At 61.4% G+C, this 21,004-nt stretch carries 23 protein-coding genes and 5 pseudogenes; 9 read left to right on the top strand and 19 right to left on the bottom strand.

The window, feature by feature from the left end:
- Positions 1-71: 71 nt before the first annotated feature.
- A complete protein-coding gene (locus ACFQT0_RS07365; protein WP_380201642.1) occupies positions 72-641 on the bottom strand; it encodes a hypothetical protein in 570 nt (189 codons plus the stop codon).
- Positions 642-902: 261 nt separating this feature from the next.
- The gene (locus tag ACFQT0_RS07360; RefSeq protein WP_380201640.1) at positions 903-1,868 is read right to left on the bottom strand and encodes a DMT family transporter; all 966 of its coding nucleotides are present in this window, start codon (positions 1,866-1,868) and stop codon (positions 903-905) included.
- A gap of 188 nt (positions 1,869-2,056) precedes the next feature.
- On the opposite strand from ACFQT0_RS07360, the pseudogene hemA reads away from it, so the two are divergent.
- A pseudogene (gene hemA, locus ACFQT0_RS07355) lies at positions 2,057-3,327 on the top strand (glutamyl-tRNA reductase).
- Between the two features lie 166 nt (positions 3,328-3,493).
- Here hemA and ACFQT0_RS07350 read toward each other — a convergent pair.
- The 6 genes and pseudogenes from ACFQT0_RS07350 to ACFQT0_RS07325 all read right to left on the bottom strand — a co-directional run bounded on the left by ACFQT0_RS07350 (position 3,494) and on the right by ACFQT0_RS07325 (position 7,822).
- Positions 3,494-4,474, bottom strand: a complete 981-nt coding sequence (locus ACFQT0_RS07350; protein ID WP_380201638.1) for a molybdopterin dinucleotide binding domain-containing protein — start codon at positions 4,472-4,474, stop codon at positions 3,494-3,496.
- Complete coding sequence (locus ACFQT0_RS07345) at positions 4,381-5,895, bottom strand: molybdopterin-dependent oxidoreductase (RefSeq protein WP_380201636.1); 1,515 nt, start codon at positions 5,893-5,895, stop codon at positions 4,381-4,383. The genes ACFQT0_RS07350 and ACFQT0_RS07345 overlap by 94 nt, the downstream gene beginning before the upstream one ends.
- A gap of 620 nt (positions 5,896-6,515) precedes the next feature.
- Positions 6,516-6,839, bottom strand: a complete 324-nt coding sequence (locus ACFQT0_RS07340) for a DUF7009 family protein (protein WP_380201634.1) — start codon at positions 6,837-6,839, stop codon at positions 6,516-6,518.
- A gap of 87 nt (positions 6,840-6,926) precedes the next feature.
- Positions 6,927-7,070, bottom strand: a complete 144-nt coding sequence (locus ACFQT0_RS07335) for a formate dehydrogenase accessory sulfurtransferase FdhD (RefSeq protein ID WP_380205939.1) — start codon at positions 7,068-7,070, stop codon at positions 6,927-6,929.
- Positions 7,071-7,182: 112 nt separating this feature from the next.
- Positions 7,183-7,320: pseudogene (locus tag ACFQT0_RS07330) on the bottom strand (formate dehydrogenase accessory sulfurtransferase FdhD); the annotation flags it as partial.
- Positions 7,259-7,822: a formate dehydrogenase accessory sulfurtransferase FdhD gene (locus tag ACFQT0_RS07325; protein ID WP_380201632.1), complete on the bottom strand. Its 564-nt coding sequence runs from the start codon at positions 7,820-7,822 to the stop codon at positions 7,259-7,261. The gene ACFQT0_RS07325 and the pseudogene ACFQT0_RS07330, both read right to left, overlap by 62 nt.
- 281 nt (positions 7,823-8,103) lie before the next feature.
- Here ACFQT0_RS07325 and ACFQT0_RS07320 point away from each other — a divergent pair, with 281 nt between their 5' ends.
- From ACFQT0_RS07320 to ACFQT0_RS07305, 4 genes and pseudogenes are all read left to right on the top strand, one after another.
- Entirely contained in the window at positions 8,104-9,429 is a 1,326-nt protein-coding gene (locus ACFQT0_RS07320; protein ID WP_380201630.1) for a cation:dicarboxylate symporter family transporter, read from the top strand.
- 2 nt (positions 9,430-9,431) lie between these two features.
- The gene (locus ACFQT0_RS07315) at positions 9,432-9,650 is read left to right on the top strand and encodes a hypothetical protein (protein ID WP_380201628.1); all 219 of its coding nucleotides are present in this window, start codon (positions 9,432-9,434) and stop codon (positions 9,648-9,650) included.
- A 171-nt stretch (positions 9,651-9,821) separates the two neighbouring features.
- A pseudogene (locus ACFQT0_RS07310) lies at positions 9,822-10,049 on the top strand (putative sulfate/molybdate transporter); the annotation flags it as partial.
- A gap of 250 nt (positions 10,050-10,299) precedes the next feature.
- Complete coding sequence (locus ACFQT0_RS07305) at positions 10,300-10,878, top strand: putative sulfate/molybdate transporter (RefSeq protein WP_380201626.1); 579 nt, start codon at positions 10,300-10,302, stop codon at positions 10,876-10,878.
- A 110-nt stretch (positions 10,879-10,988) separates the two neighbouring features.
- Here the strand turns inward: ACFQT0_RS07305 and ACFQT0_RS07300 are convergent, their stop codons facing one another.
- The 7 genes and pseudogenes from ACFQT0_RS07300 to ACFQT0_RS07270 all read right to left on the bottom strand — a co-directional run bounded on the left by ACFQT0_RS07300 (position 10,989) and on the right by ACFQT0_RS07270 (position 15,798).
- Complete coding sequence (locus ACFQT0_RS07300) at positions 10,989-11,483, bottom strand: hypothetical protein (protein WP_380201624.1); 495 nt, start codon at positions 11,481-11,483, stop codon at positions 10,989-10,991.
- Positions 11,484-11,539: 56 nt separating this feature from the next.
- On the bottom strand, positions 11,540-12,778 hold the full coding sequence (locus ACFQT0_RS07295) for an MFS transporter (RefSeq protein WP_380201622.1): 1,239 nt from the start codon (positions 12,776-12,778) through the stop codon (positions 11,540-11,542).
- A 109-nt stretch (positions 12,779-12,887) separates the two neighbouring features.
- A pseudogene (locus tag ACFQT0_RS07290) lies at positions 12,888-13,055 on the bottom strand (MDR family MFS transporter); the annotation flags it as partial.
- Between the two features lie 369 nt (positions 13,056-13,424).
- The gene (locus ACFQT0_RS07285; RefSeq protein ID WP_380201620.1) at positions 13,425-14,459 is read right to left on the bottom strand and encodes an SDR family oxidoreductase; all 1,035 of its coding nucleotides are present in this window, start codon (positions 14,457-14,459) and stop codon (positions 13,425-13,427) included.
- Positions 14,426-14,596, bottom strand: a complete 171-nt coding sequence (locus tag ACFQT0_RS07280) for a hypothetical protein (protein ID WP_380201617.1) — start codon at positions 14,594-14,596, stop codon at positions 14,426-14,428. The genes ACFQT0_RS07285 and ACFQT0_RS07280 overlap by 34 nt, the downstream gene beginning before the upstream one ends.
- A 193-nt stretch (positions 14,597-14,789) precedes the next feature.
- Positions 14,790-15,266, bottom strand: coding sequence for an MFS transporter (locus ACFQT0_RS07275; RefSeq protein WP_380201615.1), 477 nt, complete (start codon positions 15,264-15,266; stop codon positions 14,790-14,792).
- Positions 15,217-15,798, bottom strand: coding sequence for an MFS transporter (locus ACFQT0_RS07270; protein ID WP_380201613.1), 582 nt, complete (start codon positions 15,796-15,798; stop codon positions 15,217-15,219). The genes ACFQT0_RS07275 and ACFQT0_RS07270 overlap by 50 nt, the downstream gene beginning before the upstream one ends.
- A 302-nt stretch (positions 15,799-16,100) precedes the next feature.
- On the opposite strand from ACFQT0_RS07270, the gene ACFQT0_RS07265 reads away from it, so the two are divergent.
- Positions 16,101-16,484 carry a nuclear transport factor 2 family protein gene (locus ACFQT0_RS07265; RefSeq protein ID WP_380201611.1) on the top strand — a complete coding sequence of 128 codons (384 nt, stop codon included), beginning with the start codon at positions 16,101-16,103 and terminating at the stop codon, positions 16,482-16,484.
- Between the two features lie 358 nt (positions 16,485-16,842).
- On the opposite strand, the gene ACFQT0_RS07260 is transcribed toward ACFQT0_RS07265, so the two are convergent.
- Positions 16,843-17,226 (bottom strand): hypothetical protein, encoded by a 384-nt coding sequence (locus ACFQT0_RS07260; protein WP_380201609.1) that lies wholly within the window; start codon positions 17,224-17,226, stop codon positions 16,843-16,845.
- Positions 17,227-17,277: 51 nt separating this feature from the next.
- Positions 17,278-17,889, bottom strand: coding sequence for a radical SAM protein (locus tag ACFQT0_RS07255; protein WP_380201607.1), 612 nt, complete (start codon positions 17,887-17,889; stop codon positions 17,278-17,280).
- 124 nt (positions 17,890-18,013) lie between these two features.
- Between ACFQT0_RS07255 and ACFQT0_RS07250 the strand changes: the two genes are divergently transcribed.
- From ACFQT0_RS07250 to ACFQT0_RS07240, 3 genes and pseudogenes are all read left to right on the top strand, one after another.
- Entirely contained in the window at positions 18,014-18,256 is a 243-nt protein-coding gene (locus ACFQT0_RS07250) for a MoaD/ThiS family protein (RefSeq protein WP_380201605.1), read from the top strand.
- Positions 18,257-18,346: 90 nt separating this feature from the next.
- A pseudogene (locus tag ACFQT0_RS07245) lies at positions 18,347-18,466 on the top strand (molybdenum cofactor biosynthesis protein MoaE); the annotation flags it as partial.
- A 73-nt stretch (positions 18,467-18,539) separates the two neighbouring features.
- On the top strand, positions 18,540-18,770 hold the full coding sequence (locus ACFQT0_RS07240; RefSeq protein WP_380201603.1) for a molybdenum cofactor biosynthesis protein MoaE: 231 nt from the start codon (positions 18,540-18,542) through the stop codon (positions 18,768-18,770).
- 183 nt (positions 18,771-18,953) lie between these two features.
- Here the strand turns inward: ACFQT0_RS07240 and ACFQT0_RS07235 are convergent, their stop codons facing one another.
- Both ACFQT0_RS07235 and ACFQT0_RS07230 read right to left on the bottom strand, forming a co-directional pair.
- A complete protein-coding gene (locus ACFQT0_RS07235; protein WP_380201601.1) occupies positions 18,954-19,655 on the bottom strand; it encodes a porin family protein in 702 nt (233 codons plus the stop codon).
- Between the two features lie 228 nt (positions 19,656-19,883).
- Positions 19,884-20,711, bottom strand: coding sequence for an NTP transferase domain-containing protein (locus tag ACFQT0_RS07230; RefSeq protein WP_380201600.1), 828 nt, complete (start codon positions 20,709-20,711; stop codon positions 19,884-19,886).
- Positions 20,712-21,004: the final 293 nt, after the last annotated feature.

The following is a 21,004-nucleotide window of genomic DNA, read 5'->3' as shown; positions in this document are numbered from 1 at the left end:
TAAGCCATGCCGGAGCTTACCAAAAAGGTACATCCTCTACCATCGCCTTCTTATAATTCTGTTTTCAAGGGTTAGCTCAACTCCAGCTCAAAGGGTTGCTGCTGTTGCTCAAAGCCGACCTTAAGCCAGTGCCGTTCGGCGGGGCGGTGCGTGGGCAACCAGCCCCGGCCAACGGCACTGGCAATGAACAGGCCCTCGTCGTCGCCCAGGGCCGCGAAGTCGGCCAGCCGCGGGCCCCGGGCGTAGAAAGGTACCTGGTAAGTGGCGGCGATTTCCTCGCAGTCGTGCGCCACGTCCGGCAACGCCAGCCCCACTTCGCACAGGCCGTGCAGGGAAGCCGCCGAGAAAACACCCTGGCTAGCCGGCACGGTTGCCCGGCCGATGCACTCGAGGATGTTGCCGTTGTTGTCGTGGAAGTAAAACGCCCGGGCCCGCCAGTTGGGAAAGTCGGCAATGGGCGCGTCGGCAGCGTAAGGCAGGATTTCGGCCCGGGTGGCCATCCAGGCATGGGCCGCGTCGACCTGCTGCAGCGCAATGGCGAAGGCGATGTGGTAGAAAGGCTGCTGGGCGGCAGGCGCAGCCCGAAAGTGCAGCGTGGACTGCCCCACCCGGAAGCTGATGCCATCCGGCGTACTCTCCACGAGCGGCAGTTCCAGGCTGCTGGGTGTAGAACGCCTCGGTCCCGGCCAGGTCGGAGGTGAGCAGGTGCAGGTCGGTAATGCGCATGGGGCGGGCAGGCTGGCCGCGAGTTGAGCCACGGGCGGGTTAGCTCTCCGAAAATACTTACGAGCCCTGACTTTCTTACTGCCGCCGCTTCGCCCCAGCTGCCAGGGCCAGTTGGAAGTCGCAGCCCCGTTTTAGCTGGCCACGCTTGCCCAGCTCCCCCGTCGTCGCTTAAATTCTCACTTGGCCCGGTGGATAATCAGGACGCCCACCAGGATAATGAACATGCCCAGCAGGTGCCACAGGTTGAACGCCTCGCCATCGAGCGCGCCCCAAGCCAGCGCCACGATGGGAATTAGATAAGTACTAGACGAGGCAAACAGCGCCGTAGACTGCTGAATGAGCCGGTTGAACAGCACCATGGCCACGGCCGTGCTCATGGTGGCCAGCAATGCGATGTAGCCAAACGCCGCCCAGGCCCCCGGCACGGTAGCCAGCTTGTGCAGAAAGCCCGTGCCCACCAGCAGGTAGGCCAGGGCGGGTCCGCCGATGAGCAGCAGCAGCACAGCCGTCACGGCCATCGGCGTCATGCCGCCCAGCCGGTGCTTTATCACGTTCACGCTCAGTCCGTAGCCCATGGTGGCAATCAGGATGTAGATGCCGTACCAGGCGTTGCCCTCACCCGTCGGGGTATCGGTGCCGCCGCTGCCGCCGAGCAGCAGCATCACCACCGTGCCCACCAGCCCCAGCGTGATGCCCAGCACCCGCAGGCCCGTGAGGCGCTGCCCAAACAGCAGGGCGCCCACCAGCAGCGTAAACACCACCGTGAGGGCGTTGAGCACGCCCGCCAGCCCCGAGGCCAGCTTGGTTTCGGCGTAGGCGAACAGGAAGGCCGGAATCAGCGTGCCCACGACGCCGCTCAACGCCAGCCACTTAAAGCGGCTGCGCTCCACGGTGCCCACGTGGCGCAGGGCAAACGGCAGCAGCAGCAGCGCCGCCACGCTCACGCGGGTGGCGCCCAGCTCCATGGCAGAAAACACCACCAGCCCTTTCTTCATCAAAATAAAAGACGTGCCCCAGATAGTTGCCAGCACAATGAGCAGCACCCACGCCAGCGGGGTGGTCACGCCCGGGGTAGCCGGCGCGTTTTTTGGTGCCTGAGGGGCTGCAGGCGCGGTCGCGGGCGTTTTGCCAACCGTGCTCACGGCGCCTGAGGTGAGGGGGAAGTAGCAACGGGTGGGTTAGTGGGCAGCATGGGGCAAAGGTACGGGCACCGCGGGCGGGGGCTCTTTGTTAAATACATTTTGCCCCGAACCCTAGTCTTGGGCTGGCTGTTTCATTCTTGCCGATTCCTGCCGTAATTTTGTAGTCCGGTTTCGTGCCGATTCAGTCTATGTCGCATCCGTTCAAGGCCGTTAGCCTCTCCTTCAAGAAAGCCCCGCTCGCCATCCGCGAACTGCTTTCGCTGGACGAGGTTGCTTGTCGCCGTTTCCTGCACACGTTGCACCACGAGTTGGGCCTTTCCGACCTGCTCGTGCTCAGTACCTGCAACCGCACCGAAGTCTACTACGCGGCCGAAGACGACCGCAGCCGCGAAATCATCCTCGCCCTCGGCCACCTGAAAGACCGCGCCGACATCGGCGCCTTCCTCCCGTATTTCGACCTGTTGCTCGACGCCGGCGCCGCCACGCAGCACTTGTTCGAGGTAGCCATGGGCCTTGATGCTCAGGTAGTGGGCGACCTGCAAATCAGCAACCAGGTGAAGATGGCCTACCAGTGGTCGGCCGATGCCGACGCGGCCGGCCCCTTCCTGCACCGCCTGCTGCACACCGTGTTCTTCACCAACAAGCGCGTGCAGACCGAAACCAGCTTCCGCGACGGCGCCGCCTCGGTGAGCTACGCCGCCCTGGAGCTGGTAGAAGAGCTGACCGCCGACGTAGCCAACCCCCGCGTGCTGGTGGTTGGGCTGGGTGAAATCGGGGCCGATGTGTGCCGCCACCTGGCCGCCAGCAAGGCCTTCGGCGACATCACCATCTGTAACCGCACCCGCTCCAAAGCCGAAGAGCTGGCCGAGGAGTGCGGCATGCGCCTCGTGGACTTTGAAGAGCTGGTGCCCGCGCTGAAGGAGGCCGACGTCATCATCTCCTCTATCAACCGCGCCGAGCCGTTCTTCACCCGCGAGCTGGTGGAGCACCTCGACGTGCTCAGCTTCAAGTTCTTCGTGGACCTGAGCGTGCCCCGCAGCATTGCGTCCGACGTGGAGCAGGTGCCCGGCGTGCTGGTCTACAACATCGACGCCATCCAGAGCAAGGCTTCGGCCGCGCTGCAAACCCGCCTGGCGGCCGTGCCCCAGGTACGGGCCATCATCGCCGAAAGCATTGCCGGCCTGCAGGATTGGGCCAAGGAAATGATGGTTTCGCCCCTCATCCAAAAAATGAAGGCCAGCCTGGAAACCATGCGCCAGGAAGAGCTGGACCGCTACCAGAAAAAGCCACCCCCGCCGAAAGCAAGCTCCTCGACGAAGCCACCCGCTCGCTGATGCAGAAGATTCTGAAGCAGCACGTGCTGCACCTGAAATCGGCCTGCAAGCGCGACGAAGCTGAAAAGCTGGTGGCCATGCTGGGCGAGATGTTCGACCTGGAGAAGCAGAACGAGGTAGCGTAAAGCGGAACCTCACCCCCGGCCCCTCTCCATAAGAGAGGGAGCCGCGGCACAAACTTTAGCTCAATTTTTGAAAACAAAAGCCCCAGCTCAATCGAGCCGGGGCTTTCTGTTTAATTGCATGACATCAGGCTCCCCTCTCTTTTGGAGAGGGGCCGGGGGTGAGGTTCTACTCCGCCATCATTTTCTCGCGGGCCTTGATGCGCACGTCGTTGTTCACGGCCGTGGGCACCACCGTCACCACCACGTACTTCGACGTGGGCGTGTTGCTGATTTTGGCCACGCTGGAAATGGGCACCAGCGGGTTAGCTTCCGGGAAATAGGCCGACACGTTGCCTTTCGGGATGTCGTAAGGCACGGCCACGAACTTCTCGACCCGGCGCTCTTCGCCCTGGAAGTGGCTGGTGATGTCGATGAGGTCTTTGGCTTTGATGCCGCGCTCGTCCATGTCGGCCTGGTTCATGAACAGCACGCGGCGCTCGTTGTGGATGCCGCGGTACCGGTCGTTGTACTCGTAGATGGTGGTGTTGAACTGGTCGTGGCTGCGCACGGTCATCAGCACCAGGCGGCCGGGCTCCAGGGTATGCTTCTCCAGCGTGGTGGTGCTGAAGTTGGCCTTGCCGTTCTCGGTGGTGAATTTCCGCTCGCGGGGGCCGTTGGGCAGGTAGAACCCGCCGGGCTCACGCAGCTTCTTGTTGAATTCCTCAAAGCCCGGAATGACGCGCGCAATATGGTCGCGGATGACGTCGTAATTCTCCGTCATGGCCACCCAGTCGGTTTTGGTTTTATCGCCGAGGGTAGTAATGGCCATGCCGCAGATGATGGCCACTTCGCTGAGCTGGTCGCCGGCCAAGGGCACCAAAATGCCCTTGTTCTGGCTCACCACGCCCATGGAGTTCTCGCAGCTGGTCATCTGATGGCCAGACTTCTGCATGTCGATATCGACGTGCGTGAAGCAGGGCAGCAGCAGGCTGGTTTCACCGGTTACGAGGTGGCCACGGTTAAGCTTGGTGCCCACATAGACGGTGAGCTTTTGCCGGCGCATGGCCTCGGCAATCATCTCGGTATCGGGGCCGGCGGCCAGCAGGTTGCCGCCCAGGCTGAAGTATACCTTGGTGTGGCCCAGGCGCATGGCCTTGATGGCTTCCACCACGTCGAAGCCGTCTTTGCTCGGGGCGTGAAGCCGAATTCCTTTTGCAACGAATCGCGGAATGTCTTGGGCACCCGTTCCCAGATGCCCATGGTGCGGTCGCCCTGCACGTTGGAGTGGCCGCGCACCGGGCAGGTGCCCGCCCCGGCTTGCCGATGGCGCCCTTCATGAGCTGCAGGTTCACAATTTCCTGGATGGTCTGCACGCCCTGGCGCTGCTGCGTGACGCCCATGGCCCAGCAGGTGATGATTTTCTGCTTGTGGGCGATGAGGTTGGCCGCTTCCAGAAGCTGGGCGCGCGAAATGCCGCTTTCGGACTCGATGTCCTCCCAGGCCGGTGTTGCGAATGTTCTGCTCGAACGACTCGAAGCCGGTGGTAAACTCCTTGATGAAAGCGTGGTCCACCACCTGGCCGGGGTTCAGGTCCTCGGCTTCGAACAAGTGCTTCATGATGCCGCGCAGCAGGGCCATGTCGCCGTCTACGCGCACTTGCAGGAACACATCGGTGAGCTGCGTGCCGTCGCCCATCAGCGCGCCCAGGGCCCGCAGCGGGTTCATGAAGTCCTGGGGGTTTTTGAACGCGACGAGGCCGGCCTCAATCAGCGGGTTTATGCTGATAATCTTGGCCCCGTTGCGCTTGGCCTTTTGCAGGGCCGAGAGCATGCGCGGGTGGTTGGTGCCCGGGTTCTGGCCGATGATGAGGATGACCTCGGCCTCGTAGATGTCGTTGAGCGTGACCGAGCCCTTGCCCAGGCCCAACGTGGGGCTCAGGGCCGAGCCGCTGCTCTCGTGGCACATGTTGGAGCAGTCGGGCAGGTTGTTGGTGCCAAACTCGCGGGCAAACAGCTGGAACAGGAAAGCCGGCTCATTGGGCACCTTGCCCGAGGTGTAGAACACGGCCTCGTCGGGCGAGTCCAGCGCGTTCAGGTTATCGGCGATGATTTGAAAGGCATCGGGCCAGGCAATGCGCGAGTAGTGGTTGTCGCCGGGGCGCTTCACCATGGGGTGCGTGAGGCGGCCAGCATTGTTCTGGTCGCGGTCGGTCAGGCGCGAGAGCTCGGCCAGGCTGTGCTTGGCAAAAAACTCGGGGCCGGCGGCTTTGTCGTCGGCATCCGAAGCCGTGGCTTTGGCGCCGTTCTCGCAAAACTCGGCCACCGAGCGGTGCTCGTCCGGGTCGGGCCAGGCGCAGCTGGAGCAGTCAAAACCGTTCTTTTGGTTGAGGCCCAGCAGGGCTTTGGTACCACGGCCCACACCACCCTCAGCCCAACTAAACTGCATGGACTTGAGCACGGCCGTAACGCCGGCGGCTACCTTCTCGCGGCCTTCCAGCTTGAGGCCGGTGAGGGCTTCGGGCGGCTGCGCCAGCACGGGGTTCAGGTACTTGGCGCCCGCCACTTCGGGGGCTGGAATGTGCGCGTGCACGTGCGTCCGGTTGGGGTCGGAGCTGTAGTTGTTGGGCGCGGGGGCCTCGCCCTGGTCGGGCCGCTCGCCGCTTTTGGGGGCGTTGTCTTCAGCTCCTTGCTGTTCGGTTTTGCCAGCTTGGCGGGGTCTTCGACGGGGGATTTTTCCATGACAAGCAGAACGAATGGTTAATGAGGAGATGCAGAACCTGACACCTTAATGCCAGCCGCACGATTTTGTTTCGGCTACAAATGCAAACTTGTGGTTTTCAGAGGTCATAGCCACAACTGAAAACGATTGTGGGACAGGAATCACCTTGAGCCGGGGTAATTTTTCCAGCATTTTTTCAACGAAGCTGGCCATCCAGCTTGCCAGCAGCCTGGCTCATTTCGCCGCCACGCAGCGTCTTCGCTTCGAAAATTAAGAAAAAAGCGCCGTATTTCTACAGAACGGTATTTCGGGCTAAATCCTATTCCGAATGTCAGACGCGGAAGTACTTGCGCAGGTTGCGGCGCAGGTTCCAAACTGTTGCCTGTCTGCGCTGCGCTTTTGCTTTAGAAGCAGCAGAGCTTTGGCTTTGCACTCTGGAAAATCCTTAGCCCAGAACGGCGTCGCAAACGGGGGCTGGCTCGGAGCGGAGGCTAGTGCTTGCAGTCCAAGTCCTTCTCCACTATCACCTTGAGCGGCTGGCTGCCTGCCATCATGAGGGTGGCGGAGAGCCCATTCTGGTCGGTACTGGTCCAGTTGGTGGCCAGCACGGCCGGCACTTTCACGGTAATGGCTCCCGCACCGTGCGTAATGCGGAATTCCTCCGATTCGGACCGTTCCAGGGCGTAGGTCAGGTTATCATGCTCCGTGGGCCCGAGCGGCACCACCACCGATACGCGCCCGGACTGGGCAAACTGCGCTACTTCGCTTTCGGAGAGGCGGAGGCGAATGGAATTTTCTTCGAAGCGGAGTTTCATTGCGAGAGAGGCGAAGCAAAATGGGCTGGCCGAAGCTTAAAGTACGCAGGAAAGCGCCAAAAGATAGAATATGGCGCATATAATTTCCTATTGTTCAGCCTGCTCGCCAGCGCCCGCCACCAGCCGCCAGGCGCCGCTGTAGATGTTGTAGCGCCCATTGCGCACAAAGCCTAATACCGTCATTCCGAAGCTCTCGGCTGCCTGCACGGCCAGGCTGCTGGGGGCACCCACGGCGGCCAATATCCCGATGCCGGCGGCCGCGGCTTTCTGCACCAGGCTCGAAGCTGGCGCGGCCGCTCACCAGCAGCACGTGCTGGTGCAGCGGCAGCCAGTCGGCCAGCAGCGCGGCCCCGATGAGCTTGTCCAGGGCGTTGTGCCGGCCCACGTCTTCGCGCAGCAGCAGCAGCTCACCGGTTGGGCTAAACAGCGCGGCGGCGTGCTGCCCGCCGGTCTGCTCGAAGCCGGCCTGGGCGGCACGCAGGCGCTCGGGCAGGCTGGTGCACCGTTTTGTAGCTCAGGTATGGGCCAGCGGTGGGCAGCACGGGGCAGGAGGCGGTGCGCACGGCGTCGATGCTGGTTTTGCCGCACACGCCGCAGCTGGAACTGGTGTAGAAATGCCGCTCCATCGCCGAGAAATCGACCTTGACGTGGGCGGCCAGCTCGGCCCGGGTGACATTGCCGGCTTCTTCGGCCTTCTGCACGTCGGGGCAGGGAATGATGCCCAGCACGTCGGCTTTGTGCTGAATGAGGCCTTCGGTGAGCAGGAAACCGGCCGCCAGCTCTTCGTCGTGCCCGGGCGTGCGCATGGTCACGGACAGGGTGCGGTGCTGGCGCTGGCCATCCACCTCATAGCCCACACGGATTTCCAGCGGCTCTTCGGCCGCGAGCTGGTCGGAGGCGGGCACGGGTGGGCCCGCGCCGGTTACCTTTTGGATAGAAGCGAATTCGTAGCTGGCGGCGGGCAATAGGATGGCAGGCTCCATAGAGGTGAATACGTGGCGATGGTTAGTGAAGTATAAGCACGGAATGGACCTGTCAGTTTTAATCCAACCGTCATGCCGAGCGCAGCCGAGGCATCTCGCGTGTGGTAGTAATCCAATCGTCTGTCACGCTGACGAAGGAAGCATCTTATCACGTTTGAACGACTCGTCCATTCGTGATAAGGTCCTTCGCAAGCTCAGGATGACAGACGAAGCGGGCGAGATGCCTCGGCTGCGCTCGGCATGACGTTCTTGTGGGTAAATTCCTGTACCTATCCTACTCAATGAAATTAAAGAAACTTACCCGCAACCTCACGCTTTGGGTGCTGCTGGCCATTGTGGCGGGGGCCGTGCTGGGACACCTGCAGCCGGCCACCGCCGTGAAGATGGAGTTTCTGGGCAAGCGCTTTATCGACGTCGTCAAGCTGTTCATCAACCCCATCATTTTTCTCACCATTACCTTGGGCATCAGTACCATGGGCGACCTCAAGAAGGTGGGCCGCATTGGGGGTAAGGCCTTGCTATATTTTGAAATTGTGACGACGCTGGCGCTGCTCATCGGGGTGGTGGTAGCGGCCGTGGTGAGGCCCGGGGCTGGCGTGCCGGTGGGAAATCTCAGCACCGACAAAGTGAGCGAATTCACCCAGCGGGCAGGTGAGTTTTCGTGGGGCCACTTTCTGGCCGACAACCTTACCCTGCAGGTGCTCATCGTGGCGATAATCCTGGGCGTGGCGCTCAGCAAGTTTGCCGGCCGTAAGCCCATCATTCACTTTCTGAAGGGCGCTTCGAAGTACGTGTTTCGGGGACTGCACTTTGTGATGTTGCTGGCGCCCATTGGGGCGTTTGGCGGCATGGCCTTCACCATTGGCAAGTACGGCATTGCCACGCTGCTGCCGTTGGGCAAGCTCATGGTAACCGTGTACCTGACCATGGCGGTGTTCATTTTCCTGATTTTGGGGGCCATACTGCGCTACGCGGGCATCGGCATGTGGTCGTTTCTCAAGTACATCAAGGCCGAGCTGCTGATTGTGCTGGGCACTTCCTCCTCCGAAGCTGGCCTGCCGGGCCTCATGGAAAAGCTGGAGGGCATGGGCTGTGCCCAGCCGGTGGTGGGGCTGGTGGTGCCCACGGGCTATTCTTTCAACCTGGATGGCACCACCATTTACCTTTCGCTGGCCACGCTGTTTCTGGCCCAGGTCTTCCACGTTGATTTATCGACGGGCCAAATCGTCACAATGATGGGCATTCTGATGGTGACCAGCAAGGGCGCGGCCGGGGTGGCGGGCAGCGGCTTTGTGGTGCTGGCCAGCACGCTCACGGCCATGAAGGTGATTCCGGTGGAGGGCCTGGCCCTGTTGCTGGGCGTGGACCGGTTTATGTCGGAGGCACGCTCCATCACCAATTTCATCGGCAACGGCGTGGCCACCATCTTCCTGGCGCACAACGAAGGAGCCCTCGACCACGACATGGCCGAGGCCGTGTTGGGCAAACGCATAAAGCCCCTGCGCCTTCGTTTCCACCGCCGGCGCAACCTAACCAGCGGCGAATACCTGGGCGAAGTAGCTGAGGAAGCCGCCGAAACGGCCCGCCCGCTAAAGAACAAACGTTGATTATGTCCGAACAAGAAGAGGTTATCATCAAACTCACCAAAGACCAGGCACTGGTTCTGTTCGAGTTTTTAGCCCGGACGAATGAAGCGGACCACACCGAATTATTTGTGGACCAAGTTGAGCTAAAGATGCTTTGGCTACTCGAAGGCCAGGCTCGAAAGACAATTAGCGGAGCCTTTCTTAAAGAATTACTCTTCCATCGTTGCCGAGGCCAGAAATAGATTGCGCGACGAAGAGTAACAAGTTCTCCGACCTTTGCCCCGTGGAACCCTCGACCCTGACCCAAGCCGAACCCTGCCCCGCCCCTACGCGCCCGCCGCTTCGCTTCGACCGCAACGAGCCTGGCCGGCGCCTTTGGCGACCTGGGCACCGATTTGCCGCTGCTCATCGGCGTGATTGCCGCTTCGGGCGTGGATAGTGCGGGCGTACTCATTCTGTTTGGGCTGATGCAGGTGTTCTCCGGCCTGTGGTACCGCATGCCGATGCCGGTGCAGCCGCTCAAGGCGTTTGCGGCCTTGGTCATTTCCCAGAAGCTGCCCGGGCGGGTCATTTTCGGCGGGGGCCTGGCCATTGGCGTCAGCATGTTTTTCCTGTCGGTAACGGGGCTGATTGATGCGCTGGCGCGGCTGGTGCCCAAGCCCGTGGTGCGTGGCATCCAGTTTGGCTTGGCTCTGCAGCTGGCCACGCTGGCCCTGAAGCAGTACGTGGCCGCCGATGGCTTGCCGGGCTACGCGCTGGCTGCCGCGGCGTTTCTCATCATTGTGGCCTTGCTGGGCAACCGCCGCTGGCCGGCGGCACTGCTCGTCATCGCCCTGGGCATAGCGTATGCGTTGGTATTCAAGCTGGACCTGGGCACGGCCCAACGGGCCTTTGGCGTGCACTGGCCCAGGCTGGCACATTCCGGGGCAGGCCGATATTCTTACGGGAGCCCTGCTGCTGGCGCTGCCCCAGATACCGCTGTCGCTGGGCAACTCGGTGCTGGCCACCCGCCAGATTGCGGCCGACTACTTTCCCGAGCGCGGCCTCACGGTGCGCCAAATCAGCTTCACTTATTCGCTCATGAACCTGGTGAATCCGTTTTTGGGCGGCTTTCCGGTGTGCCACGGCTCGGGCGGCATGGTGGGGCACTATGCTTTTGGGGCGCGCACCGGCGGCTCGGTGGTGCTGTACGGGGGCCTGTTTCTGGTGCTGGGCGTGTTCTTCAGCCAGGGGTTTCAGCAGGTGGTGCAGATTTTTCCGCTGCCCGTGTTGGGAGTGCTGCTGCTGTTTGAAGCCCTGACTTTAGCCGCGCTGCTGCGGGACGTGAGCGGCAGCCGCACCGATTTGCTGGTGGCCCTGCTAGTGGGGCTGCTGTGCGCCGGACTGCCGTACGGCTACCTCGTAGGGCTGGTGGTGGGCACGGCGGTGTACTATGCCGTGCAGCGCGGCTGGGTTGAGCTGGGGAAGTAGGCAGAGCCTAACAGAGCGCTGTTGTACAGTGAACTTCTTCTTTTGACGGCTTTTTCTTGAAACGAATATTCGATTCTTGACAGAAGCAATGCTCATCGCTGTGCTACAACCTAATTGCTGTCTTCAAGGGACTTATCAATAACCCAAGGAATAATGGTTTCAAATTCAATTTGTACCAATCCTGCTTTGTCTTTGAACCAAGTCAAATCACTGCTTTCTGCAAAACCAATTGAGAAGTTACCAGTGATACTTTTTAGTTTCAATGAATAGCCCCCGCTCGGCAATGGAAGACGACAGTCATCACCTGCCAAAATGCGTCCTTTGAAATGAAACCACCCGCCAATATGATGGTTGCCATTAGGCAGAACTTCATAGGAAACGATTTCAACATCTCGTCGATAGTCTACTCCTAGTTCACTAAAAAGCTCTAGCACTTCGTCTGGAAAAACCTGCTCCCGGTAAGCGACATAATTTTTACAGTTGCTGCAAGTGCAATCATCCGCCCCGCCAGCAGCCACTTTTTTATAGGTTGCCTCAGTCAATTCCTTGTCGACTATCAACTCCCAGTCTTTGTATTTTACTGTGGCCATTTGCTGTTCGTCCATCAGATAGAAAAAGCGGCACCTAAAAAAGCTGACTCCGAAATGGCCGACGTTGCGAACTATTCGCTAGCTGGCATCGAGGCATTGCTCTTGCGTAAGGGCAGCTCCGGCACAAACAGCGTCATCAGCAGCCCGCCAACTACCAGGAAAATATTGACGAAGTACACCCGCGAAATGGCCTTGGAAAATGCAGCCCGCAAAGCCGGTGAGGCCACCCCCGAACCCGCCCGCGCGGGCAGTGCCGGGCCTTCACTCGTTACTATTTGCCGCACCGGCACCATGGGCGGAGCACCAGCGGCGGGCAGGTTTTGGGCCAGCGTGAGCGTGAGCACCGTGCCCAGCACCGATGCCGTGATGGCCCCGCCAATCTGGCGAAAGAACTGGCTGGCCGAAGTGGCCTGGCCCATCAAGTGGGGCTCGATGGCATTTTGAATGGCCAGCGTGTACAGCGGCATGGTGGGCCCCAGCCCAATGCCGCACAGCAGCAAATAGCCCAATATTTGGGAGTAGCCAATGTCGGCGGGCATGGTGGCCAGCAGCGTGAGCCCGCCGAGCAGCACCACGAGCCCAGCCAGCATCCAGCGCTTGTAGTGGCCGAAGCGCGACACCATCTGGCCCGCCAGCAACGACCCCATCACCACGCCCATGGAGAGCGGAATGAGGCTCACGCCGGCTTTGGTGGCTGACACGCCCAGCACGTTCACCATAAATAGGGGCTGGAAAATGATGATGCCCAGAAACGCCCCGCCCAGCAGAAACAGCGCCCCATTGGCGGTGCGAAAAACGGGGTTACGAAACAGGCCGAAGTCCAGAATGGGGTTTTCGTGGCGCAGACTGCGGAATACAAAAGCCGCCAGCGAGCACATGGCCACCGCCAGCAACCCCAGCGTGAGGAGGTCGGTCCAGCCGTACACGGCCTTATTGAGCTGCAAGGCCATTACAAGCGGCATCAATCCAGCCATCAGCAAGGCCGCCGATAGGTAGTCGAAGGGCTTGGGCTGGCTGCGCGGGCGCAGGGCCGGCATCTGGGTCAGGATAAACCAGAGGGCCAGCAAGCCCAGCGGCAGGTTCACGTAGAACACCAGCCGCCAGCCCGCCACGCCCGGAATCAGGTTGTCGCCGTGGTCGGTAAGGAAGCCGCCCAAAAACGGCCCCAGCACCGAGGAGGTGCCGAATACCGCGCCCGTAAACCCCTGGTAGCGCCCACGCTCGGCGGGCGGAAACAAATCGGCGATGATGATGAAAGCCATGGCAAACAGCCCTGCCCCGCCAAAGCCCTGAATGGCCCGGAAGAACACCAGGCTGGTTCATGCCATCGCCGAGCAGCGGCAGCGGCCCAAACTCGCCGGCCAGCCCGCACAGCATGGAGCCGGTCAGGAAAACCAGAACCGCCGTCACCTCAATCTTGCGCCGCGAATACATATCCGCCAGCTTGCCATAGATAGGCACCAGCGCCGTACTGGCCACCAGATAGGCCGTGGCGACCCAGGTGAACCGCTCCAGCCCGTGCAAATCGGCCACGATACGCGGCAGCGCGGTCGACACGATGGTCTGGTCGAGCGAGCCCAGGAACATGGCCAGCAGAACGCCAGCGAACGTGAGCATCTTCTGCCGGTGGGTGCGGTTGTCGTTCAAAGCGGTGGGTGGGATGGGTAACCCGGGAGAGTGTATTACCAGAGAGTTTAAAGCAACCGGGGCGGCTATGGTTTGAAAGGCGACTGATATGCGCTAAAAACAGAACGTCATGCTGAGCGCAGCGAAGCATCTTTACCGCAGGAGCCTCACCCCGGCCCCTCTCCAAAAGAGAGGGGAGCCTAACGTAAGCTTTTAAGCTTGCAGCGTATTCGGTTCCCCCTCTCTTTTGGAGAGGGGTCAGGGTGTGGTTCCGCCCGCTGCGCTCTGCATGATGGTCGGTTTCTGAGTGGCTTTCGCTACTGCCAGCTACTACAGCAACGACCGAATCCAGCCGCCGTCTACGGCAATTGAGCTGCCAGTGATGTAGCTGGCCCGCTCCGAACACAGAAAAGCCGCCAGCGCAGCGAATTCGCGGGGCTCGCCCAGCCGCCGCATGGGGATTTCTGCTTCCCAGCGGGCCGTGGCATCGGCGGCCGAAATGCCGTCGCGTGCGGCTACCGCATCGGCCAGATTCACCACCCGCTCGGTGCGGGTGTAGCCGGGCAGGATGTTGTTGACTGTGACGCCGAACGGGGCGACTTCGTTGGCTAGGGTGCGGGCCATGCCGGTTACAGCCGCCCGCAGGCTGTTCGAAAGCAACAGGTTATCCACCGGCTGCTTGGCGGCGATGGACGTCACGTTCAGAATGCGGCCCCAGCCGCGCTCCTTCATGCCCGGCAGCACGGCGCGCGTGAGTTCCACCACGCTGGTGAGCAGCAGGTGCGTGGCCGATTCCCACATTTCGCGGGTCAGCGTATCGAAAGTGCCGGCGGGCGGGCCGCCGGCGTTCGTTACCAGAATGTCGACGCGCCCAAACCGCTCCATAGCCGCCTGCACCACGCGGGCCACATCGGCAGGGTTGGACACGTCGGCGGTCACGCCCAGCACGGGCACGCCCGTGGCGGCCGTGATGGCGGCGCATGTTGCCTGGAGGGCTTCTTCGCCTCGGGCACAAAGCACCAGCGAGGCTCCTTCGGTGGCCAATTCTTCGGCCACGGCGCGGCCCAAGCCCTTGCTGGCTGCCGCCACCAGGGCTACTTTTCCTTTTAGTCCGAGGTCCATAAGGCTACTTCTGGCGCAGGTAATCGTCGGATTTGTCCAACCAGTCCTGGCGCGGGGGCTGAAGATGTCTACGTCCAGGGTGTCTTCCAGCGCCTCGGCCGTGTGCGGCACGTTAGACGGAATGTGCAGCACCTCGCCCGCCCGCACAATGACTTCCTCCCCGTCTTCGGACCCGATATGGAAACGCAAAGCGCCTTCCAAAATGTAGGTTATCTGCTCGTTGATGTGGTGGTGTAGGGGCACGACGCAGCCTTTTTGAGGTACACGTGAGCCAGCATCATGTCATTGCCCGTGATAAGGCGGCGCGAAAGCTGGTCCGACAGCTGCTCTTTGGGCATGTCCTCCCAAGTGTATTTGGTAACGGATGAGGTTTCTTCCATGTGGTGGGTTGGATGGGTTTTGGATTTGGGTTAGAACTTTGAGTAGCCGGGTCATGCAGAGCGCAGCGAAGCATCTTTACCTCAATACTAGCTCAATTGTTAGGATTACTTGCGCGGTAGAGATGCTTCGCTGCGCTCTGCATGACCGTTCAGTCTATTTCCTGACGTTCATCGGACTCTCGCAACGACTGCCCTACACCCGCACCCGCGTTGCCACGGCCGACACGCACAGCCCCATAAAGGCAATCAGCGCAAACGACACGCGCAGGCTCGTGGCCCCGGCTACCAGGCCGATAACCGGCGGGCCCAGCAAGAAGCCCAGAAAGCCAATGGTCGATACCGAGGCCAGCGCCATGCCTGCCGACATGTGCTTCGACCGGCCCGCCGCGCTATACACCAGCGGCACTACCGACGACGTGCCAAAGCCCACCAGCAGAAACCCCAGCATGGCCGTGACCAGCGTGGGCAGCAGCACCGCAATCAGCAGGCCCGTGGCCGTGAGCAGCCCGCTGAGCTGAATCACGCGCTTGGCCCCCAGGCGTGCCGCCAGCCAGTCGGCTCCAAAGCGGCCCAGGGCCATGGTGCTCATGAAGGCCGTGTAGCCCGCTCCCACCCAGTCTTTATCGGCTTGGATTACCTTTTTGAAATACACCCCGCTCCAGTCGAACATGGCCCCTTCGCAGATAAGCGCGCAAAAGGCAATGGCGCCCAAACCCAGCAGGCTCCTTGTCGGGCTTCACGAAAATGGGCTGGTCGGGGTCGACGCCGGTATCCTCGCGCACGGTGTAGCCGGCGCTCACCGCCAGGCCGGCCATGATGAACAGGGCAATGAGCACGAAATGCCAGCCCGGCGTGATGGCGTGGCCAATCATAAACGAGCCCACCGCCGCAGCCGCAAACCCCGCCAAGCTCCAGAGCCCGTGAAACGAGGCCATGATGGGCTTGTGCTTGTAGAGCCGCTCCACGCCCACGGCCTGGGTATTCACGGAGATATTGGTCAGGTTGCCCCCTACGCCAAAAAGCACCAAGCACGGCAGCAGCTGGTAGAGGCTGCTTGCCCAGCCCAGGCCCACCAGGGCCGTAGCATACAGCCCCACGCCCCACAATACCACCTTGCGGCTGCCCTCCTTGGCCACCAGCCACCCGGTAACGGGCAAGGACAGCAGTTGCCCAATGGGCAGCGCCAGCAGCACCAGGCCCACTGCGATTCCGAAATCCCCATGCGCTGCTGAATGCTGGGAATGCGCGAGGCCCAACTGGCAAAGCACAAACCCAGGAGAAAAAACAAAGCGCCCACCGCCAACCGGTGGGCTTTTCGGGAAATGGGCGGGGCCGTAGCAGTCAATGAAATCATAATTCCTTCTCGTCCCGAGCGCTGGGCAGGGGCCGTCTCACACTAATTTTTAGCAAATTACAAGCTCCCCCAACGCCGGCCAGCGCGCAGTAGTTGCCTTTTCGGCAAAAGCCGCGGCCCGCTCCCAACAAACGTTCCCGCCCCGAAACCATGACCCAACCGGACCGCAACAAGCAGAACGCAATTGTCTTCTACGAGCTAATGTTCAACGACTGCCAGCCGGCTGAGGCGCTGGAGCGCTACGTGGGCGACGAGTACATCCAGCACAACCCCCACGTGAAGGATGGCAAGCTGGGGTTCGTCACGTATTTTCTGCGAATGCAGGCCGAGTATCCTGGCAAGCACGTGCGCGTGGTCCGGGCCATTGCCGAAAACGACCTGGTGGTGCTGCACTGCCACCAAACCTGGCCCGGCGGCCACGATTACGCCGGCATCGATATTTTTCGGTTCGATGCCAATGGCAAAATTGTGGAGCATTGGGACGTGCTGCAGGAAGTGCCGGAGAAGGCCCAGAACGGAAACGGCATGTTTTAAATGCTTATCCGGCTTAGCGTCATGCCCTGCCGAACGTTCTGTAGTGTGCTAACCGCTCGCCCGCCCGGGGCCTCACCCCCGGCCCCTCTCCAAAAGAGAGGGGAGCCTAACGTTAACCAAATAAAAAGCCCCAGCTCAGTTTTGAGCCGGGGCTTTTTATTGAAATTGAGCTAAAACCTTGCGCCGTGGCTCCCCTCTCTTTTGGAGAGGGGCCGGGGTGAGGTTCCCGACACGCGATATGCTCCGCTGCGCTCTGCATGACGTTCCTTTCCCACGCTAGCAGCACAGGCCACCCATGATACCTGGCGGTTTAGCCCAACGCAAGCCAGGTATGCCCCCGAAGCGCAAAGCCACTTCGCTATCCGCCAATCGTGGCCATGCTCTCGAAACTGAGCTGGTGCAGCGGCCGCTTCTGCTCCGCCTCGAAGCCGTTGGCGGCCCGGAAACGGAAGGCGGCAGCCAGGGCCGCTACAATCTCCTCGTCGGCTTTGCCGCCGCGTAGCAGAGCGCGCACGTCGAGCACGCCCTGGTCGTAGAGGCAGGTTTTGATGCCGCCTTCGGCCGTGAGGCGCAGGCGGTTGCAGGTGCCGCAGAAGGTGCGCGAATACGCCGCAATGATGCCCACGCGGCCCTGGTGGCCGGCAATGGAATAGTCGGAAGCAGTGGCACCGGCGGGCATGGGCACCGGCGTGAGCTCCCAAAATGCGCTTCCAGGTGCTGGCGGATGCGCACGTGGTTCCATGGCAGCGACGCCGGCCCGGCCTCGTGACTGCCGCCGTTGAAGGGCATCTCCTCAATGAAGCGCACATCTATGGGCAGCGTGCGGCTGAGGTCGGCCAGGGGAATCAGGTCGTCGATGTTCTGGCCGTCCATCACCACGGCGTTGATTTTCACCTGGATGCCGGCGTCGAGCAAGGCGTAGAACGTTTCCATCACGCGCGGCAGGCTCGTCGCGCCGCGTGATGCTGGCGAAGCGGGTGCGGTTCAGGGTATCGAGGCTGAGGTTCACGGCTTTCACGCCCAGGTGGGCCAGGGCGGGCACGTGGGGCGCAGTGAGCACGCCATTGGTGGTCAGACTGATGTCATCGATGCCGGGCAGCTGGGCCAGGCGCTCCATGAAGGGCACCAGGTCGCGCCGCACGAAGGGCTCGCCGCCGGTCAGGCGCACTTTGCGCACGCCCAGCGTGGCCAGCAGGCCAGTGAGGCGCAGCATTTCCTCGTAGCTCAGCAAGTCGTGCTTGGGCATGTACTTGATGCCTTCTTCGGGCATGCAGTAGAAGCAGCGCAGGTTGCAGCGGTCCGTAACGGCCAGGCGCAGGTATTCCAGCGGCCGGCCGTGCTGGTCGTAGAGGGGCGAAACCACGGGGGTGGCCGGAAGGGAAAGAGTAGGCTGCACGTTTATCACCAAATTTGTGCGGCTGTACGTAAGACAGCCGACTTGCGCTAAACCCCCATTGCCCGGAAGGTGTTCAAGACTGGGGCCAGCAGTCCCAGCATCATTTTTCATTTCGAAAATTTACGTCGAAGATATGTCTTTAAAAGTCTGTTTATTCGGCATCACCCGCGACATCGTGGGCACGTCGGTAATTGAGCTGCCGGCTCCCGCGCCCGCCACGGTGGGCGAGCTGCTGGCCGAAATGCGCAAGCAGTACCCCGCCCTAGGCGAGCTGCGCAGCTGCGCCGTGGCCGTGAACAACGAGTATGCGTCCGACGACCAGCCGCTGCACACCGTCGATGAAATTGCCCTCATTCCGCCCGTCGCTGGCGGGTGATGTAGCGCGGACTTTGCAGTCTGCGCCCCCACGCCACCTTCCCCAGACAAACGCGGACTACAAAGTCCGCGCTACAATACCCGCGACTGCATGAAGCCCTACCTCGCCATTACTGACCGCCCCATCGATGTGGCCGCCGCCCTGGCCGAAGTGCAAACCGAGGCCGCCGGGGCTGTCAACGCCTTCATCGGCACGGTGCGCAACCAATCGGGCGGGCGCCCCGTGCACCGGCTGCACTACGAGTCCTACGACAGCATGGCGCTGACCCAGGCTCGGCCACGTGGTGGACCAGGCCGTCGAGCGATGGCCCATGCTGCAGAAAGTGGCCGTGGTGCACCGCAAAGGCACACTGGCCCTCGGCGATGTGGCCGTGGTAGTGGCGGTGGCCACCCCGCACCGCGCCGAAAGCTTCGCCGCCTGCCAGTACATCATCGATACGCTCAAGCAGGTAGTGACCATCTGGAAGCGCGAGGAGTACGAAGACGGCACCGAGTGGGTGGCAGCGCACCCGTAGCTCAATTTTTCGAACACAAAAAAGCCCGGCCTCTAAGCAGAAGCCGGGCTTTTTTATGGAAATTTTAACCGTCTGTCATGCTGAGCGGAGCGAAGCATCTTATCACCGTCGGATGACTTGTTCAGCGGGGATAAGATGCTTCCTTCGTCAGCATGACAAATGCTGATTAATGACAAATGGGGCTTACTTGCTCGGAATCAGGTAGCCCAACGAGAGCTGGAACGCCGAGTGGCGGGCATTTTTGAGGTCGCCGTTGAAGTAAGTGGTGTTGTCGGATTTCACCAAGTCGCTGAGGGCGCCGTTGTAGCGCAGGTTCAGGCTCAGGCCGTTTTCGGCCTGGTAGCCCACGCCGGCCACGTAGCCCAACTCGTTTCGGTTGAGGCCACTCACGTCGTTTTTGTTTTGTGCGCTGCTGGTTTCCGACTTGCCGTTGGTGGTGATGGTGGTTTTGGTTTCGTCGTTAGAGCTCAGCAGGTACGAATACTGCGGGCCCGCTTCGGCCACGAAGCCGCCGGCGTTGATTTTCAGCAGCACCGGTACGTCGAGGTAGTTGTAGTTGACATTGCCTTCGCGCTTCTCGGTGCGCGTGCCGAGCAACGGCAGCGTACGGGAATATTCGGTGGGCTTGTTTTCAAAACCCTTCTGCGAATACAGCACCTCGGGCTGCACCGAGAAGAAGCCGTCGCTCGTCACGGGGAGGTTGAGTATTACGCCGCCCAAAAAGCCGACTTTGTTATTGTAGGTGCTTTCGTTTTCGATGTTGCCGGCCAGGTTGGAATAGTTGGCACCAGCGCGGAAACCAAAACGAGCGCCGTCCTGGGCCTGAGCCGACGAAACGGCCGCCGTGGCGAGCAGGGAGGCTACGAGAAATGCAGATTTTTTCATGTCAGTTATAGAGAGTGAAAAATATACTCGAACTGGCTTCCTTCGAAAAGTGTGCCAAACTGAGCCGTAAACGCCCTTTTTAGCTCAACAGGTATACAAGGCCCACAAAAAAGCCCGACCGTAGAACGGTCGGGCAGGTTTTCAAGGAGTTAGGGGTTCGCTATTTCTTGCGCAAGGCTGACACCTCGGCTATAGCCAGCCGAAGGGGAGCCACTGGCTCTTGGCAGGTTACCCAATCAGTTCTCTTTCGGCTGCTTCCCGCTCTTCGGGCGTATTCACATTGCGCAGCTCGGCGGGCACGGGCGGCTCCAGCAACTCAGTATCGGAGTTAATCAGGGCCTTGCGTGGGCAGGAGTAGCCCAGGCTCAGGAAGCGCAGCAGCTGCCCGTAGCTGCGCGGCTCCCAGATGGTCACGAGCGGCTCAGGGAAGTCGTTCCAGGGGCTTTTGAGGGCCGTGGCCGCGCGGGCGGGCTGCCGGTTGGTTACCAGAAACTCTAGGGTCTGGCGGGTAAGAAAGGGCAGGTCACAGGCCAGCACCAGCCACGCCGCGTTGGGGTCGGCCTGGAACGCGGACAGCAAGCCGCCCAGCGGGCCGAGGTTCAGGAAGGTATCGGGCAGCGGCTTGAGGCCGGCGGGCAGGTCGGCCGCTTGGTCGGGGCGGACGGACACGCGCACGTCGGGGCAAAACTCGCTGAGCAGCGCGGCCGTGTGCTGGCGCTGGTCGAGGGCGTGGTAGTGGAGCGCGCCTTTATCGGTTTGCATGCGCTCGCTGCGGCCACCGGCCAGCACGAGGCCCCGCAGCACGGGTGCGGCCACGAGGTACCACTGCCGGATGAAGGCGGCGATGCCGGCCGTATCGACCAGGCGCAGCACGGGCGGCAGCGGGGCGCTGGACAAATGCTCGGCCAGCACCGCGGGCAGGTCGGTTTGGCCTTCGGCTAGCAGAATCAGCCGCACGTCGGTGAGACGGTCGAGCTTTTTGTCCAGGGGCTTGCGCGGGTCTACAATCACGACTTGCTGGCGCGCCCGGAAGTGGTTGCCGTTCACCAGCACCACGCTTTCGTGCGCCAGCAGGCTCGGGCTGCGAAAACCTGTCGAGCGCGCGGGTCAGGTTGAGCTGGCGATACGTGATTTTATCGACCAACTCAGCCGAAAGACCGTTTTCGGCTACAAATGGCACAGGGCGAGTGGCCGTGCCTGAAGCTGCTTTAGCGGCGGCAGTATCACCGGCGGCGTGGTCGGCATCCACATAAGCGACGCGCAGGGCGGGCGCCAAGTGCGGCAGCAGTTGAGCTACCAGAGCTTGAATATCGCCGCAGGGCGCCCCCAAAATGGCCAGGCTCGTGGCG

Origin of the sequence: Hymenobacter humi (assembly GCF_042665855.1) — a bacterium.
Lineage (GTDB): Bacteria > Bacteroidota > Bacteroidia > Cytophagales > Hymenobacteraceae > Hymenobacter > Hymenobacter humi.
Note: the sequence above shows the minus strand (reverse complement) of the source record. Positions and strands in the feature narration are given on the sequence as shown.

Bases quoted from the DNA above. Each gene is read 5' to 3' on its own strand.
- ACFQT0_RS07300 (WP_380201624.1), bottom strand. From the start codon at position 11,483: ATGGACGAACAGCAAATGGCCACAGTAAAATACAAAGACTGGGAGTTG.
- ACFQT0_RS07275 (WP_380201615.1), bottom strand. From the start codon at position 15,266: ATGTTCGACTGGAGCGGGGTGTATTTCAAAAAGGTAATCCAAGCCGAT.
- ACFQT0_RS07260 (WP_380201609.1), bottom strand. From the start codon at position 17,226: ATGGAACCACGTGCGCATCCGCCAGCACCTGGAAGCGCATTTTGGGAG.
- ACFQT0_RS07235 (WP_380201601.1), bottom strand. From the start codon at position 19,655: ATGAAAAAATCTGCATTTCTCGTAGCCTCCCTGCTCGCCACGGCGGCC.
- ACFQT0_RS07250 (WP_380201605.1), top strand. From the start codon at position 18,014: ATGTCTTTAAAAGTCTGTTTATTCGGCATCACCCGCGACATCGTGGGC.
- ACFQT0_RS07280 (WP_380201617.1), bottom strand. From the start codon at position 14,596: ATGGAAGAAACCTCATCCGTTACCAAATACACTTGGGAGGACATGCCC.
- ACFQT0_RS07265 (WP_380201611.1), top strand. From the start codon at position 16,101: ATGACCCAACCGGACCGCAACAAGCAGAACGCAATTGTCTTCTACGAG.
- ACFQT0_RS07320 (WP_380201630.1), top strand. From the start codon at position 8,104: ATGAAATTAAAGAAACTTACCCGCAACCTCACGCTTTGGGTGCTGCTG.
- ACFQT0_RS07325 (WP_380201632.1), bottom strand. From the start codon at position 7,822: ATGGAGCCTGCCATCCTATTGCCCGCCGCCAGCTACGAATTCGCTTCT.
- ACFQT0_RS07315 (WP_380201628.1), top strand. From the start codon at position 9,432: ATGTCCGAACAAGAAGAGGTTATCATCAAACTCACCAAAGACCAGGCA.
- ACFQT0_RS07340 (WP_380201634.1), bottom strand. From the start codon at position 6,839: ATGAAACTCCGCTTCGAAGAAAATTCCATTCGCCTCCGCCTCTCCGAA.